General features: G+C 69.2%; 15 protein-coding genes and 2 pseudogenes. 12 read left to right on the top strand and 5 right to left on the bottom strand.

The window, feature by feature from the left end:
* Nucleotides 1–107 precede the first annotated feature (107 nt).
* A pseudogene (locus NGJ44_RS07745) lies at nt 108–866 on the top strand (YoaK family protein); the annotation flags it as partial.
* Nucleotides 867–888: 22 nt separating this feature from the next.
* Here the strand turns inward: NGJ44_RS07745 and NGJ44_RS07740 are convergent.
* Nucleotides 889–1,617, bottom strand: coding sequence for a GntR family transcriptional regulator (locus tag NGJ44_RS07740; protein WP_251863587.1), 729 nt, complete (start codon nt 1,615–1,617; stop codon nt 889–891).
* 197 nt (nt 1,618–1,814) lie between these two features.
* Between NGJ44_RS07740 and NGJ44_RS07735 the strand changes: the two genes are divergently transcribed.
* The 11 genes and pseudogenes from NGJ44_RS07735 to NGJ44_RS07685 all read left to right on the top strand — a co-directional run bounded on the left by NGJ44_RS07735 (nt 1,815) and on the right by NGJ44_RS07685 (nt 11,395).
* The gene (locus NGJ44_RS07735; RefSeq protein ID WP_053246355.1) at nt 1,815–2,675 is read left to right on the top strand and encodes a fumarylacetoacetate hydrolase family protein; all 861 of its coding nucleotides are present in this window, start codon (nt 1,815–1,817) and stop codon (nt 2,673–2,675) included.
* Nucleotides 2,668–3,660 carry an ornithine cyclodeaminase family protein gene (locus tag NGJ44_RS07730; protein WP_251863586.1) on the top strand — a complete coding sequence of 331 codons (993 nt, stop codon included), beginning with the start codon at nt 2,668–2,670 and terminating at the stop codon, nt 3,658–3,660. Before NGJ44_RS07735 ends, NGJ44_RS07730 begins: the two co-directional genes overlap by 8 nt.
* A gap of 52 nt (nt 3,661–3,712) precedes the next feature.
* A complete protein-coding gene (locus NGJ44_RS07725) occupies nt 3,713–4,813 on the top strand; it encodes a cupin domain-containing protein (protein ID WP_251863585.1) in 1,101 nt (366 codons plus the stop codon).
* Nucleotides 4,814–4,906: 93 nt separating this feature from the next.
* Complete coding sequence (locus tag NGJ44_RS07720; RefSeq protein ID WP_251863584.1) at nt 4,907–5,395, top strand: aromatic-ring-hydroxylating dioxygenase subunit beta; 489 nt, start codon at nt 4,907–4,909, stop codon at nt 5,393–5,395.
* 20 nt (nt 5,396–5,415) lie between these two features.
* Entirely contained in the window at nt 5,416–6,684 is a 1,269-nt protein-coding gene (locus NGJ44_RS07715; RefSeq protein ID WP_251863583.1) for an aromatic ring-hydroxylating dioxygenase subunit alpha, read from the top strand.
* Between the two features lie 2 nt (nt 6,685–6,686).
* Nucleotides 6,687–7,007, top strand: a complete 321-nt coding sequence (locus tag NGJ44_RS07710) for a non-heme iron oxygenase ferredoxin subunit (RefSeq protein ID WP_251863582.1) — start codon at nt 6,687–6,689, stop codon at nt 7,005–7,007.
* Nucleotides 7,004–8,302, top strand: a complete 1,299-nt coding sequence (locus NGJ44_RS07705; RefSeq protein ID WP_251863581.1) for an NAD(P)/FAD-dependent oxidoreductase — start codon at nt 7,004–7,006, stop codon at nt 8,300–8,302. The genes NGJ44_RS07710 and NGJ44_RS07705 overlap by 4 nt, the downstream gene beginning before the upstream one ends.
* Entirely contained in the window at nt 8,299–8,721 is a 423-nt protein-coding gene (locus NGJ44_RS07700; protein ID WP_251863580.1) for a nuclear transport factor 2 family protein, read from the top strand. The genes NGJ44_RS07705 and NGJ44_RS07700 overlap by 4 nt, the downstream gene beginning before the upstream one ends.
* Nucleotides 8,722–8,744: 23 nt before the next feature.
* A complete protein-coding gene (gene hpaH / locus NGJ44_RS07695; protein ID WP_251863579.1) occupies nt 8,745–9,545 on the top strand; it encodes a 2-oxo-hept-4-ene-1,7-dioate hydratase in 801 nt (266 codons plus the stop codon).
* A gap of 115 nt (nt 9,546–9,660) precedes the next feature.
* Nucleotides 9,661–10,641 carry a Bug family tripartite tricarboxylate transporter substrate binding protein gene (locus tag NGJ44_RS07690; protein ID WP_251863578.1) on the top strand — a complete coding sequence of 327 codons (981 nt, stop codon included), beginning with the start codon at nt 9,661–9,663 and terminating at the stop codon, nt 10,639–10,641.
* Nucleotides 10,642–10,728: 87 nt separating this feature from the next.
* Nucleotides 10,729–11,395, top strand: a pseudogene (locus NGJ44_RS07685) (thiopurine S-methyltransferase).
* Nucleotides 11,396–11,399: 4 nt separating this feature from the next.
* Here NGJ44_RS07685 and NGJ44_RS07680 read toward each other — a convergent pair.
* From NGJ44_RS07680 to NGJ44_RS07665, 4 genes are read right to left on the bottom strand one after another with little or no spacing between them, the layout of a single operon-like run.
* Nucleotides 11,400–12,167 (bottom strand): SDR family oxidoreductase, encoded by a 768-nt coding sequence (locus NGJ44_RS07680; RefSeq protein WP_251863577.1) that lies wholly within the window; start codon nt 12,165–12,167, stop codon nt 11,400–11,402.
* Nucleotides 12,164–13,162, bottom strand: a complete 999-nt coding sequence (locus NGJ44_RS07675; protein ID WP_286012348.1) for an NAD(P)H-quinone oxidoreductase — start codon at nt 13,160–13,162, stop codon at nt 12,164–12,166. Before NGJ44_RS07675 ends, NGJ44_RS07680 begins: the two co-directional genes overlap by 4 nt.
* 14 nt (nt 13,163–13,176) lie before the next feature.
* Complete coding sequence (locus NGJ44_RS07670; RefSeq protein WP_053244196.1) at nt 13,177–13,881, bottom strand: ABC transporter ATP-binding protein; 705 nt, start codon at nt 13,879–13,881, stop codon at nt 13,177–13,179.
* Complete coding sequence (locus NGJ44_RS07665; RefSeq protein WP_251863576.1) at nt 13,874–15,655, bottom strand: branched-chain amino acid ABC transporter ATP-binding protein/permease; 1,782 nt, start codon at nt 15,653–15,655, stop codon at nt 13,874–13,876. Before NGJ44_RS07665 ends, NGJ44_RS07670 begins: the two co-directional genes overlap by 8 nt.
* Nucleotides 15,656–15,659 lie beyond the last annotated feature (4 nt).

The raw sequence follows: 15,659 nt of genomic DNA, 5'->3' as shown, positions 1-15,659 counted from the left end.
CGCCATATGGCGGATCGCGCCAGCCCGTCCCGGGAGGACTAGAATGGCCGTGTCCGGTCTTTCGGCCGGCCAGAGCCATTCGTTCGTCTGCGTCCAAGGGTTCGCGCGTGACCATTCCGCATCATCTTCGCCGTCTCACGGCGGTGCAGCGCACGCCGGAAGCAAACCGGCAGCTTGCGTATGTCCTGACATTTATCGCCGGCGCCGTGAACGCCGGCGGTTTCCTGGCGGTGCAGCAGTACACCTCGCACATGTCCGGCATCGTCTCCCTCATGGCCGACCATCTGGCGCTGGGCGGCATCGTGGTGGCGATGCAGGGGCTGGCCGCGCTGCTGTCCTTCCTCGCGGGCGCGGCGTCCTCGGCGTTCCTCATCAACTTCGGCCGCCGCTCCCGGCTGGCGAGCGAGTTCGCCATGCCGCTGCTCCTGGAGGCGCTGCTGCTCGTCTGCTTCGGGCTGCTGGGCGCCAATCTCGAATTGCTGCGCTGGTTGTACGTGCCGACCACCGTCATGGTGCTCTGCTACATCATGGGCCTGCAGAACGCCATGATCACCAAGGTGTCCAAGGCCGAGATCCGCACCACCCACGTCACCGGCATGGTCACCGACATCGGCATCGAGCTGGGCAAGCTCTTCTACTGGAACCTCGCGCCGGCCGAGGCCGTGGGGCTGCCGCCGGTGCGCGCCGACCGCGCCAAGCTGCGCGTGCTCATCACGCTGGTGTCGCTCTTCTTCGTGGGGGGCGTGGCCGGCGCCTATTCCTTCTTCCACTTCGGCTTCGGTTCCACGCTGCCGCTGGCGGCCGTGCTCATGATGCTGGCCGTCATGCCCATCGCCGACGACATCCGCAGCTTCCTGCTGCGTCAGTAGCCCCGCCGCGCTTGCCCGCCTACGTCGCCTCGGCCGGCGCGGGCTGGGGCGGCATGGCGCCGCGTATCGACTGCAGCAGCACGCGCTTGTTTTCGCGGCTGCGATAGGCGTGTTCGCGCATCAGGCTTTCGGCGCGCGCGGCTTCGCGCTGCTCGATGGCGCGCAGCAGGTCTTCATGGTCGGTCTGCGCCCGCAGCACGAAAGGCGTTTCCAGCAGCGAGGGCGTGGAGGGCAGGGTAAGCGCGGCCGGGCCCGCGAGCGGCGTCTTGTTGTTGTGTTCCAGCGCCGAGAGCAGCGCCCGGTTTCCGGCGGCCGTCCAGAGAATCTCGTGGAAGCGCTGGTTGATGCGGCCCCAGGCGCGCGCGTCCACCGTGGTGTTGGGATCGCGGCGCGCGGGCGCCAGCAGGCGCCAGCCTTCTTCCACCGCCTGCGATAGTTGCGCCAGCACCTCCGGCGAGGCGCCGCGCTCGGCCAGCAGCCGCGCCGCCATGCCTTCCAGCACGCCGCGCACGTCCACCGCGTCGGCGATTTCCTCCACCGTGAACGCCCGCACGCGAAAACCCCGCGACGGCAGGCGTTCCAGCAGACCTTCTTTTTCCAGTTCCGTGAGCGCAATGCGCAGCGGCGTGCGCGACACGCCCAGCCTGGCGGAAAACTGCAGCTCCACCACGCGCTCGCCGGGCTGCAAGGCACCGGAAAGCACCATGTCGCGGAGTTCGGAAATCACTTTGTCGATCTGGGCGGCCATGTGGGAATGCGCAATAACGGGGGAGCGGCCAGTGTAACCAGAAAATTGCATGCAATGAGTACAAAAAAATTGTCTACCTTCTTGCGATAGATCAAAATTGCATGCAATAATTTCCAAAACGGCCTGTGAGAGGCCGAATAAATCCAGAAATGCATGCAACGCAGCGACGCATTGCATGCCAAATGGAAGGAGACGACATGAAGCTGGCAAGCTTCGTCCATGAGGGCGCGCCCGGCTGGGGCGTGGTGCAGGACGACGGCGTGCTGTCCCTGACGCACGCCTGGCCCGATCTGCGCGCGGCGCTGGCCGCCGGGGCCGAACGCATCGCACAGGCGGTCCGGCAGGGCGGCGCGCGGGTGCCGGCGCAAGGGCTGCAATGGCTGCCGCCCCTGGCCCCGGGCGCCAAGATTCTCTGCGTGGGGCTGAACTACGGCCGTCACGTTGCCGAAGCGGGCAGGGAACTCCCCGCCCATCCCTCGGTGTTCCCGCGCTATGCCGACAGTTTCGTCGGCCAGGGCGAGCCGCTCTGGAAACCGGCCGCCTCGGACCGCTACGACTACGAAGGCGAGCTGGCCGTGGTGATCGGCCGCGGCGGGCGGCACATCCCGGAGCGGGAAGCCGCCGCCCACGTGGCCGGCTACACCTGTATGGCCGAAAACTCCGTGCGGGACTTCCAGAAACACAACACGCAGGTCACGCCGGGCAAGAACTTCGAGCGCAGCGGCGCGCTGGGGCCATGGATCACCACCGCCGACGAGGCGGGCGATCCGCGGCGGCTGGAAGTCATTTCGCGGCTCAACGGCGAAACCATGCAGCGCGGCTCGGTAGCGGACCTGATTTTTCCCATCGCCCGTCTCATCGCCTACCTGAGCGCATTCACGCCCCTGTCGCCCGGCGACATCATCGCCACGGGCACGCCCGAGGGCGTGGGCGCCAGCCGCAAGCCGCCGCGCTTCCTGCGCGCCGGCGACGTGCTGGAAATCGACATCCCCGGCGTGGGCTGTTTGCGCAACGCCGTGGCGGACGAACCCTCGCCCGCGGGAGGCATCCATGTCTGAAGGCATTCTCTATCTGACCGAGCGCGACGTGGTGGACGCGCTGGACATGCCGGGCGCCATCGACGCCCTGCACGAAATCCTGCTGGAGCAGGGCCGCGAGCGCGCCCGCAATGTGCCCAAGGCGCTGGCGACCTGGGGCCAGGGCAGTTCCATGCATGCGTTGGGCTCGCTCATGACGGGCGGGGGCGGATACGCGGGCTTCAAGACCTGGCTGCACGTGCCGGGCGGCGGCGGCTCGCTCTACACCCTGTTCGATGCCGACAGCGGCGCGCCCCGGGCCATCATCGAGGCGCGCGCGCTCGGCATGCTGCGCACCGCCGCCGTCGGCGGCGTGGCGACGCGGCTGCTGGCGCCGCCCGGATCCCGGACGGCCGCCCTCATCGGCACGGGCCCGCAGGCCGTGACCCAGCTGGCGGCGCTGGCCGCCGCCCGGCCCCTGACCCGAGTGCGCGTCTACAGCCCCACGCCGGAAAAGCGGCAGGCCTTCGTGCAGGCGGTCGCGGGCCGCTACGCCTTCGCCGTGCAAGCCGCGGACAGCCTGGACGAGGCGCTGGCCGGCGCCGAGATCGTGACGCTGATCACGCGGGCGGCCGAACCCTTCGTGGACGCGGCGGCCCTGCACGATTGCCGGCACCTGAATGCCCTGGGCGCCATCCTGCCCGCCAAGGCCGAGTTCGCGCAGGACGTTTTCGGGCTGGCCGACCTGGTGGCGGTGGACGATCTGGAGAACGCGCGCCGCGGGTCGCGCGAGCTGCGCGAGCGCTACGGCGCGGACGCGTCCTGGGACGACGTGCCGGCGCTCTGCGACCTGCTGGCCCAGGGGAAGAGCCGGCCGCGCGGCGCGCGGCTCACGATCTTCAAGGGCATGGGCATGGGGCTGTCCGATCTCGCGCTGGCGCGCCGCGTATACGAGCACGCGCGCGCCCGGGGCGCCGGCATCGCGCTGCCCGCGCAGACGCGGGAAAACCTGCTCCTGGCGCCCTGAGCCGGGATTCATGCAACCGGGCCGGCGCGCCGGCCCCACTGGAGACCAGACCATGTTTGTCGATGTAAGCGGGGCCTGTCCCCGGCAGCAATCCATGTGGCCGTCCATCGTCATTCCCAAAGAGGACATCGACCGGGAAATCGCCCGCCTGTCCGACGCGCCCCGGCCCGACAACGGCCGCCGCGCCTCTCTCATCGTGCATCCGCAGGCCGTCGCGCCCGGCCTGGGGCTGGCGCCCGGCACCGACGTGACCATCAACGTCCTCAATCCGGGCGAGAGCACATTCAACCTGCGCAAGAACTCCAACATGCTGGAGATCAGCATCGCCGGCGAGGGCGTGGCCACCGTGGCCGGCCGCGACATCCGCGTGCGCCACTGGGACGTGTGGAACACGCCCGCCATGCAGGTCCATTCCTATCGCAACGAAGGCAAGACCCCGTGGGTGAGGCTTTCGTACTCCAACGCGCCGCTGCTGGAGAAGATGGAAATCCATTACGTGGAGGAGTTCGAGGGCGACACGCCGCCCGCCGACGCCCGCACGCGGCCGATACCGGCGCGCGAGCCCGGCGCGGCGCGCGCGCGCGACCTGGCCCTGCGCGAGCAGATCACGCCCGAGGGCGCCTGGCTGCTCGGCTACGAATGGCTCATCGACATCGACGTGGTGGAGTCGCGCGCCCTGCACTGGCCCTGGGAACTCGTGTCGCGCCGCCTGCCCTCGGTGGAAGACATCGCGCGCGGCTACAACGGCCGCCGGCTCTTCGTGCTCTACAACCCGGCCACCGAGCGCCGCATCGGGACCACGCACAGCTTCTTCGCCACCATCTCGTCCTCGCCGCCGGACAACCATCACGTGCCGCACCGCCACAGTTCCTCGGCCATCAATTACTACCTGCGCGGCAACGGCTACAGCAAGGTCGACGGCCGGCGGCTCGACTGGAAGGCGGGCGACCTGATCCTGTCGGCGCCGGGCTGGGCCATGCATTCGCATCATTCGGGCACCGAGACCACTTCGGCCCTCACGGTGCAGGACCATCCGCTGCAGATCGCCATGGAATCGCTGATCTGGCAGGAACGCATGCAGGAACCCATTCTGGCGCTGGGCAGCCAGCGCGGTTTCGAGAGCAACCGCGCGCAACTGGCCGCGGCTTCATGAGGCCGACGCGCATGAAGCCGGCGCTTTCCGGCCGCCATCCGAACCGCCCGGGGCCGGCGCCCAGCCCCTTTCAGTGTTAACCGGCATCGAACCATGATGATAGACACCACCGACACGCAAGCCCTGCGCGCACGGCTGCGCGACTTCTACGAAGACTATGCCTATTGCCTGGACGAAGACAGGCTCGAAGACTGGCCGGGCTTCTTCACCGAAGACTGCCACTATCGCGTGCTGTCGCGCGAGAACCATGACGCCGGCCTGCCGCTGGGCCTGATCTACTGCATGAACCGCAACATGCTGCGGGACCGGGTGACGGCGCTGCGCGAGACCACCATGTTCGAGCCGCGCGCGCTGCGTCACTTCATCAGCGGCGTGCGCGTCATGGAAGTGCAGGGCGACCACCTCGTGGCCCAGGCCAATTTCGCCGTCATGGAGTCGCTGTCCGACCGCGAACCCACGCTCAACATGGTGGGCCGGTATCTCGACGTGGTGCGCGTGCAAGACGGCGGCTTCGCGCTGAGCCGGCGCGACTGCGTTTACGACAACTACCGCGTGCGCACGTCGCTCATCGTTCCCATCTGAACCGCATCGAGGAAATACCCATGACCTGTCCCGACACCGCCGTGCCGCAGGCGCCCGAAGCGGCGCCCGTTTCCATCGCGCGCCGCTGGCCCGAGGAAGGCTGCACGCGCATCCCCAACTGGGTCTATACCGATCCGGCCATCTTCCAGAAGGAAATGGACGTGTTCTTCGCCGGCAAGACCTGGAACTACGTGGGGCTCGACTGCGAAGTGCCCGAGCCCGGCTGCTACAAGCGCAACTGGATAGGCAACCGCCCCGTCATCATGGTGCGCGCCGCCAACGGCGAGATCAACGTGCTGGAAAACCGCTGCGCCCACCGCGGCGCGCAGATCTGCTGGCAGAACACCGGCAAGGTCGCCGATTTCACCTGCCCGTACCACCAATGGAACTACGATCTGGACGGCAATCTGCAGGGCGTGCCGTTCCGGCGCGGCGCCATGGGCAAGGGCGGCATGCCGCGCGACTTCGATCCGCGCCAGCACGGCATACGCAAGTTGCGCAGCGTGAACCGGGGCGGATCGGTGTGGGCCACGTTCAGCGAAGACGCGCCCGGTTTCGAGGAATACTGCGGCCCCGAGGTGCTGGCCGAGATCGATCACATGCTGCCGGGCAAGAAACTCAAGCTGCTGGGCTACAGCCGCCAGCTCATTCCCAGCAACTGGAAGATGTACCTCGAAAACCTGAAAGATCCCTATCACGCGACCCTGCTGCACACCTTCTACATCACGTTCGGGCTGTGGCGCGCGGATTCGCGCTCGGAATGCATCCCCACCGGCGGCGGCGCGCACAGCGTGATGGTTTCGCACAACGAGGGCAAGAAGAAGACCGAAGCGACCGCCGAGATGAGCCGCTTCCGCGACGACCTGGAGCTGCGCGACCTTGAAACCGTGACGCCGCGCGCCGAGTTCAACCGCGGGCGCGTCGGCGGGGCGTGGGTGTTTCCGGCGGCGCAGTTCGGCATCCAGGCCAATTCGCTCAAGACCCGGCACGTCATTCCGCGCAGCCCCACCGAGCACGAGCTCGTGTTCACCTATTACGGCTACGAGGACGACGACGAGGAAATGACGCGCCTGCGGCTCAAGCACGCCAATCTGCTGGGGCCGGCCGGCTTCGTCTCCATGGACGACAGCGAAATGCTCAACCAGGTGCAGATCGGCGTTTCAGGCTATCCGGAAGCGCGCGGCATCGTGGAAATGGGCGGCCGCGACACCGGGCCCGCTGACTACATGGTGACGGAAGTGCTCATCCGCGCCTTCTACGACTACTACCGCAAAGCAATGGGGCTGTAATCATGGAAACCTGGAAACCCGTGGCCCGGGTGGACGACATCTCCCCCGATACCGGCACGCTGCGCGTGGTGCACGAAGGAGAGGGCGTCTGCCTCTACGACCTGCAAGGCGAGATCTGCGCCACGCAGGACCGCTGCCCACACGGCAACGCCAGCCTGGCGGACGGCTATCTCGAGAACGGCGCCATCGAATGCCCGCTGCACCAGGGCGTATTCGACGTCCGCACCGGCAAGCCCCAATGCCCGCCCGTCACCACCGACCTGCGGCGCTACGAAGTGCGCGTCGAGGCCGGCACCGTTTATCTCAAGGCGGAGGAGGCATGAGCCCGCCGGGCCGCCCCAAGGGCGAATACCGGAGCGCGCAGCGCGAAGGCGGTCCTATCCGTCCGCCGCAAGCCGGCGCCATCGTGGTGGCCGGCGCCGGCCAGGCGGGCGGCCATGCCGCCGTCGCCCTGCGCCAGCACGGCTACGCGGGGCGCGTGCTGCTGGTGGGCGCGGAGCCGCACGCCCCCTACGAACGGCCGCCCTTGAGCAAGGCCGTGCTCGGCGGACAGGCCGCGCCCGAGAGCACGGAGCTGTTTTCCGCGCAGAAGCTGCGCGAGCTGGACATCGAATTCCGCCCGGGCGTCGCGGTCCGGCGGCTCAGGCTGGACGCGCGGCGCGTGGAGCTGTCCGGCGGCGGCAGCGCCGCCTACGACAGCCTGCTGCTGTGCACCGGCGGCCGCCCGGTCGTGCCCTTGCTGCCGGGGGCCGAGGGGCCCGGCGTCTACGTGCTGCGCACGCGCGACGATGCGCTGAAGCTGCGCGCGGCGCTGGGACCGGGACGGCGGCTGCTGGTCGTGGGGGGCGGGTGGATCGGGCTGGAGGTGGCGGCCACGGCCCGCCAGGCCGGCTGCGAGGTAACGGTGCTGGAGCAGGCCGGCCGGCTCTGCGCCCGCAGCGTGCCTGCCGGCATTGCCGCGAGCCTGGCGGCCCTGCATGCCGCCCAGGGCGTGGCCGTGCGCACCGGCGTGCGGCTGGCGCGCATCGAGCATGGCCCGGCTGCCGTGCTGGAAGACGGCGAGCGCCTGGCCGCCGACGCCATCCTGCTGGGCGTGGGGCTGCGGCCCAACGACGAGCTGGCCCGGGCGGCGGGCATCGCCTGCGAGGCGGGCATCCTGGTCGACGCGTATTGCCGCACCTCGGCGCCCGGCGTCTACGCGGCGGGCGACGTGGCCGTGATGCGGCTGCCGCGCGCCGGGGGCGCGGTGCGCCTGGAATCCTGGCAGAACGCGCAGGACCAGGGCACGGCGGCGGCCCGGGCGGCGCTGGGCGCGGGGGAACCCTATCGTCCGTCCGGCGCGGTGTGGTCCGAGCAATTCGACAGCATGATCCAGATCGTGGGCTTTCCCGCCGCGGGCGTGCGCGAGGTGCTGCGGCCCGGCGCGGGCGGGCGCGGCCTGCTGTCGATCGCCCTGGACGCCGAAGGCCGCATGGCGGGCGGCGTGGCCGTGGATGCGGGGCGGGACTTCCGCCAACTGCGCGTCTGGTATCAGGACGAGGCCCCGCTGGACGAGGTCCGTCTGCGCAACGCGGAGCTGCCCCTGGCGGCGGCCCGCAACGAAAAGGAGCGGGCATGAATGTCATATCGGATGCGGCCCTGCGCGCGCGGGCCGGCTGCGAAGCCGCGGTGCTGGCGTTTTTCCATGCGCTGGATACGCGGCGCCACGAGGACGTGGCCGCGCTGATGACGCCGGACGGCGTATGGCTGAGACAGGGCAAGACCCTGAAAGGCCGCGCGGAAATCCTCGAAGCATTGCAGGCGCGTCCCGCCGGGCGCGGCACCTGCCACGTGGTCGCCAACGCCCGGCTGGCGGCGCTGGACGGCGGCCGGGCGGAGCTGGCCTATTTCCTGCTGGCCTACGAGAGCCTGGCGGACCAGGACGGCGGCGCGCCGCGCCTGGCCGCCATCCGCGATTGCGTGGACCGGCTGGCGCTGACGGACGAAGGCTGGCGCATCGCCGACAAGCGCAGCCGCCGCCATCTTCCGCCGCAGTAGCGGCGCCCGACGTGGAGATTCCCATGGACACCCGCACCATTGCCGCCCTGGCTTCGCGCCTGGACCAGGCCGAGCGCGAGCGCAAGCAGATCCGCCAGCTTTCGCTGGAACATCCCGACATGACGATCGCAGACGCCTACGCCGTGCAGCGCGAATGGGTGGCGCAGAAACTGCGCGCCGGCCGGCGCGTGATCGGCCACAAGATCGGCCTTACATCGCGCGCCATGCAGCTTTCTTCGCAGATCGACGAGCCCGATTACGGCACGCTGCTCGACGACATGCTGTACGCCGACGGGGCCGCCATCGAGCGCGGCCGCTATATCGTGCCGCGCGTGGAGGTGGAGCTGGCCTTCATCCTCGACCGCCCGCTGCGCGGGCCGGGCGTGACGCTGTTCGACGTGCTGGACGCGGTGCGCTACGTTACGCCGGCGCTGGAGATCATCGATGCGCGTTCGCAACAGATCGACCCCGACACACAGCGGCCCCGCAAAGTGGTGGACACCATTGCCGACAACGCCGCCAATGCCGGGCTGGTGCTGGGCGGCCGGCCGGTGGGGCCGCGCGAAACGGACCTGCGCTGGGCCGGAGCCATCATGTCGCGCAATGCGGTCATCGAGGAAACGGGCCTGGCCGCGGGCGTGCTGAACCACCCCGCCAACGGCGTGGCCTGGCTCGCCAACAAGCTGGGCGAGCACGGCGTGGCGCTGGAGCCGGGCCAGATCATCCTGGGCGGCTCGTTCACGCGCCCCGTCTATGCCCAACGCGGCGACACCTTCAGCGTGGACTACGGACCGCTGGGCACCGTAGCCTGTCATTTCGTTTGAGCGCCCAGGAGCATTCCAGCAGGAGAGATCCCCTTTTTCATCCGGGTGCGCCCCATACAACAACAAGCGGGCCGGACGCGCCGACCCGGCACCTACCACCTCAGGAGACAACATCATGAAATCCCGCAATCTCATGTCATGCGCGGCCGCCGCGCTCTGCGCCGCCCTGGCCGGGCCGGCGCAGGCGGAGCCGGCGTCCTGGCCCACCCACGCCATTACCCTGGTCGTGCCGTTCGCCCCGGGAGGCGGCGGCGATACGCTGGCCCGCCTCGTGGCCGAGCCGCTGGCCCGCGAGCTGGGCCAGTCCGTGATCGTGGAGAACCGCCCCGGCGCGGGCGGCAACATCGGCACCGCCATGGTCGCGCGCGCCGCGCCGGACGGCTACACGCTGGCCTACGGCACCAACGGCACCCAGGCGATCAACCACTGGCTGTACAAGACGCCGGGCTACAAGCCGGGCGACTTCGAGCCCATTTCGCGCTTCACCACCATTGCCGCCGTGCTGGTGGTCAACGCCGCCGACGAGCGTTTCAAGACCCTGGACCAGCTTCTGGGCTATGCGCGCAAGCACCCGGGCGAACTGACCTGCGGCTCGGCCGGCAACGGCACCTCGTCGCACCTGGCCTGTGAGCTGCTCAACCAGATGGCCGGCGTGAAGATCATGCACGTTCCCTACAAGGGAGGCGGGGCCGCCATGACCGACCTGCTGGGCGGGCGCATTTCGCTGCTCATCGACGTGATGCCCAACGTGGCGGGCCAGATCGACGCGGGCAAACTGCGCGCGCTGGGCGTGACCACGCCGCGGCGGGTTGCCTCGCAACCCGCCATTCCCACCATCGGCGAGGCCGGGGTCAAGGGTTACGAGTTCTTCGCCTGGGACGGACTCTACGCGCCCAAGGGCACGCCGCCGGCCATCCTGGACAAGCTGAACGCGGCCGTGCAGCGCGCGCTGCAGCGCCCCGAAGTGCGCCAGGCGCTGGAGTCGCGCGGCGCGGAGCCCGCGCCCACGTCGCGCCAGAACCTGGCCGAGTTCGGCGCCGAGGAATACGGCCGGCTGGGCAAGGTGGTGAAGACGGCGGGCGCTTCCATAGACTGAGCCGGGGCCGGTCCATGCCGGGTCTACAATGCCCACTCGCCGGGCGCGCCGCGCGCCCGGCCGCGAACGAGGAGGAGCAGACCCGGTATGGACGCGGAATTCTGGCTGGAGCGCTGGCGCGAGGGGCGCACGCATTTTCATCAGGCGCGGGTGACCCCGCTGTTGCAGAAATACTGGCCTGCGCTGCAAGTGCCTGCGGGCGGCAAGGTGCTGGTGCCTCTGTGCGGCAAGTCGCTGGACATGGCCTGGATCGCCTCGCAGGGCCATCCGGTGCTGGGCGTGGAGCTGGCCGAGCTTGCCGTGACCCAGTTCTTCGACGAGCACGGCCTGTCGCCCTCGGTGCGCGAATCGGCCTACGGCAGGCATTACGAGGCCGGCAATATCGAAATCATCTGCGGCGACATCTTCGGGCTCGACAGGGCGGCGCTGTCGCAATGCGCGGGCGCCTACGATCGCGCGGCGCCTGGTGGCGCTGCCGGCCGAGATGCGGGCGCGCTATGCGCGCCACGTCTACGGCCAGCTCGGCGCCGGCTGGCGCGGGCTGCTCATCACCCTGGACTACCCGCAGGCGGAAATGGAAGGCCCGCCGTTCTCGGTGCCCGACGACGAGGTGCGGCGCCTGTACGAAGGCGTGGCCCCGGCGCGCCTCATCGACCGGCGCGGCATCCTGGAGAAGGAGCCGAAGTTCGCCGAGCGCGGCGTCACGCGCCTGGATACGCTGGTGTACCGCCTGGGCGAGCCGGACGCGGCCTGACGCGTCAGGTCATGAGCCAGCCACCGGCCACGTCCAGAACCTGGCCGGTCACGAAGCGGGCCTCGTCCGAGGCGAAGAACAGGCAGGCGTCGGCCACCTCTTCGGGCGTGCCCAGCCGGCGCATCGCGGTCACGCGCGTAACCGCGTCGTTGATCTCCTGGGGCACGGTCTTCAGCAGGGGCGTGCTGATCCGGCCGGGCGCGATGGCGTTGACCGTGACCTCGTACTCGCCCAGCTCGGCCGCCCAATGGCGCGTCAGGCCGATCAGTCCGGCCTTGGTGGCGGCGTAGTGGGCGGCGACGATGTCGCAATACGCCTTGCCCGCCACCGAAGACATATTGATGATCCGGCCGCGCCGCTCGCGCACCATGCCGGGCGAGGCCAGCCGGGTAAGATAGAAGGCGCTGTTCAGGTTGACGGACACCACGCGGTCCCATTCCTGCGGCGGCATTTCCCACACCTTCAGCGCCCGGCCCGCGGTCTTGGGGGAAATGCCGACGTTGTTGACCAGGATGCCGGGCTCGCCCAGCGTGCGCGCGATGAGGTCGTAGGCGGCCTGGCAGGCGTCGAAGCGCGATACGTCGGCCTGGGCGAAGCAGGCGTCGCGGCCCTGGGCCCGCAGCGATGCCTCCAGCCGGCCGCCGGCCTGGGCGTCGAAGTCGATGAGGCCCACGCGCGCGCCTTCGGCCGCCAGGGCCCGGGCGATGGCCGAGCCGATGCCGCCGGCCGCGCCGGTCACCAGCGCGGTCTGGCCTGTGAAACGAGCGTTCATTCTTTCACCTTCAACATGATTTTTCCGATGTGGCGGCTGCTCTCCATGAGCTCGTGGGCCCGCGCGGCCTCGGCCAGCGGGAACACCGCATGGATCCGCGGCAGGCATTTGCCCTGTTCCATCAGCGGCAGCACCCTGGCGCGCAGCGCGTCGGCGATGGCGGCCTTGTCTTCGTCCGGGCGCGGGCGCAGCGTGGAGCCGGTAAACGTCAGCCGTTTGGTCATGATGGGCATGGCGTCGATCTCGGCCTTGCTGCCCTCCAGGAACGCGACCTGCACCAGCCGCCCGTTGACGGCCAGCAGGCGCAGGTTCTTGTTGATGTAGGCGCCGCCCACCATGTCCAGGATGACGTCCACGCCCTTGCCGCCGGTGGCGTCGCGGATCGCGCTTTCGTAATCGGTGTCGCGGTAGATCAGCGCATGCTGCGCGCCCGCCTCCAGGCAGGCCTGCGCCTTTTCGGCATTTCCCACCGTGGTCCAGACTTCGGCGCCGAACTCGCGCGCGAGCTGGATGGCGGTCAGGCCGATGCCGCTGGAGCCGCCGTGCACCAGGAATTTCTCGCCCGCCCGCAGGCCGGCGCGGTCGAACACATTGGTCCAGACCGTGAAATAGTTTTCGGGGATGGCGGCCGCCGTCAGCAGGTCCAGTCCGCGCGGCACCGGCAGGCAATGGCGTTCGTCGGCCAGGCAATACTGCGCGTAGCCGCCGCCCGGCGTGAGCGCGCAGACCGCGTCGCCGACCTTCCATTGACGGGCTTCGGGGCCGGCGGCCGCCACCGTGCCCGACACCTCCAGGCCCAGGTAGGGAGAGGCGCCGGGCGGGGGCGGGTAGGCGCCGGCGCGTTGCAGCACCTCGGGGCGGTTCACGCCCGCGCAGGCGACTTCGATCAGCACCTGGCGCCCGGTGGGCGCGGGCATGTCGCGCTCGGCCAGGCGCATGCAGCCGGGCGCGCCGCCCTGGCCGTGGTCGATGTATATGCAGCGTCGGGCAGGCATGGTCGTCCTTGGATTCAGTGGCCGAGATAGGCCTTCTTGACGTGAGGGTCGGACAGCAGCTCCGCGCCCGTGCCGCTGCGCACGATGGCGCCGTTCTCCAGCACGTAGCCGCGGTCGGCCAGCCGCAGCGTGCGGAACACGTTCTGCTCCACCAGCAGCACGGTCATGCCGCGCCCGGTGATGTTGCGGATGGTTTCGAACATCTGCTGCACCAGCAGCGGCGACAGGCCCAGCGAGGGTTCGTCAAAGACCAGCAGCCGGGGGTCGGCCATCATGCCGCGAGCAATGGCCACCATCTGCTGTTCGCCGCCGGACAGCGATCCGGCGTATTGTTTGAGGCGCTCCTTCACGCGGGGAAACAGACCCAGCACTTCTTCGAGCTTGCGTTCGACTTGCGGGCGGGCGGCGCGCTTGTACGCGCCCATCAGCAGGTTGTCCCTGACCGTGAAATGCGGAAAAAGCTGCCGTCCCTCGGGAATCATGGTGATGCCCGCGTCCACGATGTCGTACGGCTTGCGGTTGGTGAGGTCGCGCCCCTCGAACTCCACCGTGCCGCCCGTGGCCGGAATCACGCCGCACAGCGTCTTGAGCGTGGTGGTCTTGCCCGCGCCGTTGGCGCCGATCAGCGTCACGATCTCGCCGGCGCGCACCTCGAAGTCCAGGCCGTTCAGCACCTGGCTCTTGCCGTAGCCCGCGCAGAGGTTCGATACCTTAAGCATCCTGGTACTCCTTGCCCAAATAGGCTTCGATCACGGCGGGGTTCTCCACCACTTCCCGCGGCGTGCCGCTGACCAGCACCGCGCCTTCGTTGAGCACGATGATGCGGTCGGACAGCGCCATGGTGGCTTGCATCATGTGCTCGATCAGCAGCACCGACACGCCGGAATCGCGGATGCGCCGGATCATCTGGATGGATTTCTCGATGTCGGTGGGGTTCAGGCCCGCCATCACCTCGTCCAGCAGCAGGATGCGCGGCCGGATCGCCAGGGCGCGCGCCACCTCCAGGCGCTTCATGCCGCCCACGGTGAGGCTGCGGGCCTCGGCGTTGAGGTACTTCGTCAGGTCGGTCTGCTCGGCCACCTTGAGCGCGATCTGCTCGGCCTCGTCGCGGTCGGTGGTGCGGATGAAGGCGCCCAGCATGATGTTCTCCAGCACCGAGAGGCCGGTGAACGGCTTGGCGATCTGGAACGTGCGGCCCAGGCCGCGGTGCGCGAACTGGTCGGGCGACTTGCAGCTCACCCAGGTGCCGCTGGCGTCCAGCATGCTGACCGCGCCCTTGTCGGGCGAGAGAAAGCCGGAAAGCAGGTTGAACACCGTGGTCTTGCCTGCGCCGTTGGGCCCGATCAGCCCGAGGATCTCGTTCTGGTTCAGCGTGAGGGATACGTTGTCGGTGGCGCGCAGGCCGCCGAAACTCTTGAACAGCCCTTCGGCCTTCAGCACCGGCTTGCCGGCCGCGGCGGCCGGGCGCAGCGGCTGCACGTCGGCCAGCGCGGCCGCCGGCCTGCGCGAACCGAGATAGGGCAGGCGGGCCAGCCAGCGCTCGATGGCCGGGCCGAACGCGCCGGCAAGCCCGCGCGGAATGGTCAGCACCACGATCACCAGGATCAGCCCGTAGATCAGCCCGTGCATGCCGTTGCCCACGCTGCTCAGCCAGCCGCGCGCCAGCTCGGCGATGGGCAGTACGAGAAAGGTGCCGGCGATGGGGCCGGCCACCGTGCCCAGGCCGCCGATCAGCGCGAACATCGCGATCTGCACCGAGAGCTCCAGCGAGAAGGCCGAGCTGGGATCGACGAAGGTCAGGTAGGTGATGTGGAAGGCGCCGACGATGCTGGTGAGCACGGCGGACACCACCGCCGCGGCGATCTTCATGCGTACGGTGTGTATGCCCACCGCCAGGGCCGCGTCTTCGCGTTCGCGGATGGCGATCAGGTAGTGCCCCATGCGCGACTTGCGTATGTACCACGACACCCAGGTCACCAGCACGAAGAGCGCGAAGGCGATGATGACGTAGTTGATCTTTTCGCGGAACACGATCCACGTCCAGCCGATATTCAGCGGCAGGCTGATGCCGCTGGAGCCGCCGGTCCAGCTCTCCTCGTGGATCACAAGCAGGCGCACCACTTCCAGGATGGCGATGGTGGCCAGCGCGAAAAACGGCCCGCGCAGCCGCAGCGTGGGGTAGCTGATGACGATGGCCACCACGGCGGAGATCGCCGCGCCCGCGATCATGCCGAACCACGGCGAGATGCCGAAGTTCTGCGTGAGCAGCGTGGCCGTGTAGCCGCCGATGCCGTAGAACACGGCATGGCCCAGCGAGAGCTGGCCCGCGTAGCCGCCCACGACGTTCCAGGCCACGGACAGCGCCGAGAACACGAACAGCAGCACGAACAGGTTGGTCCAGAAAGGCGTGCCCATGGCCAGGGGCACGAGGAACATCACGATCAGCAGGACGAGGCTGACGTAGGTCTTGGGATGTCGGAAATCGGGAAACACGTCT

The sequence above is a fragment of the Achromobacter sp. Marseille-Q4962 genome (assembly GCF_943737005.1).
Lineage (GTDB): Bacteria > Pseudomonadota > Gammaproteobacteria > Burkholderiales > Burkholderiaceae_B > Achromobacter.
This window is presented reverse-complemented; position numbering and strand designations above follow the sequence as displayed.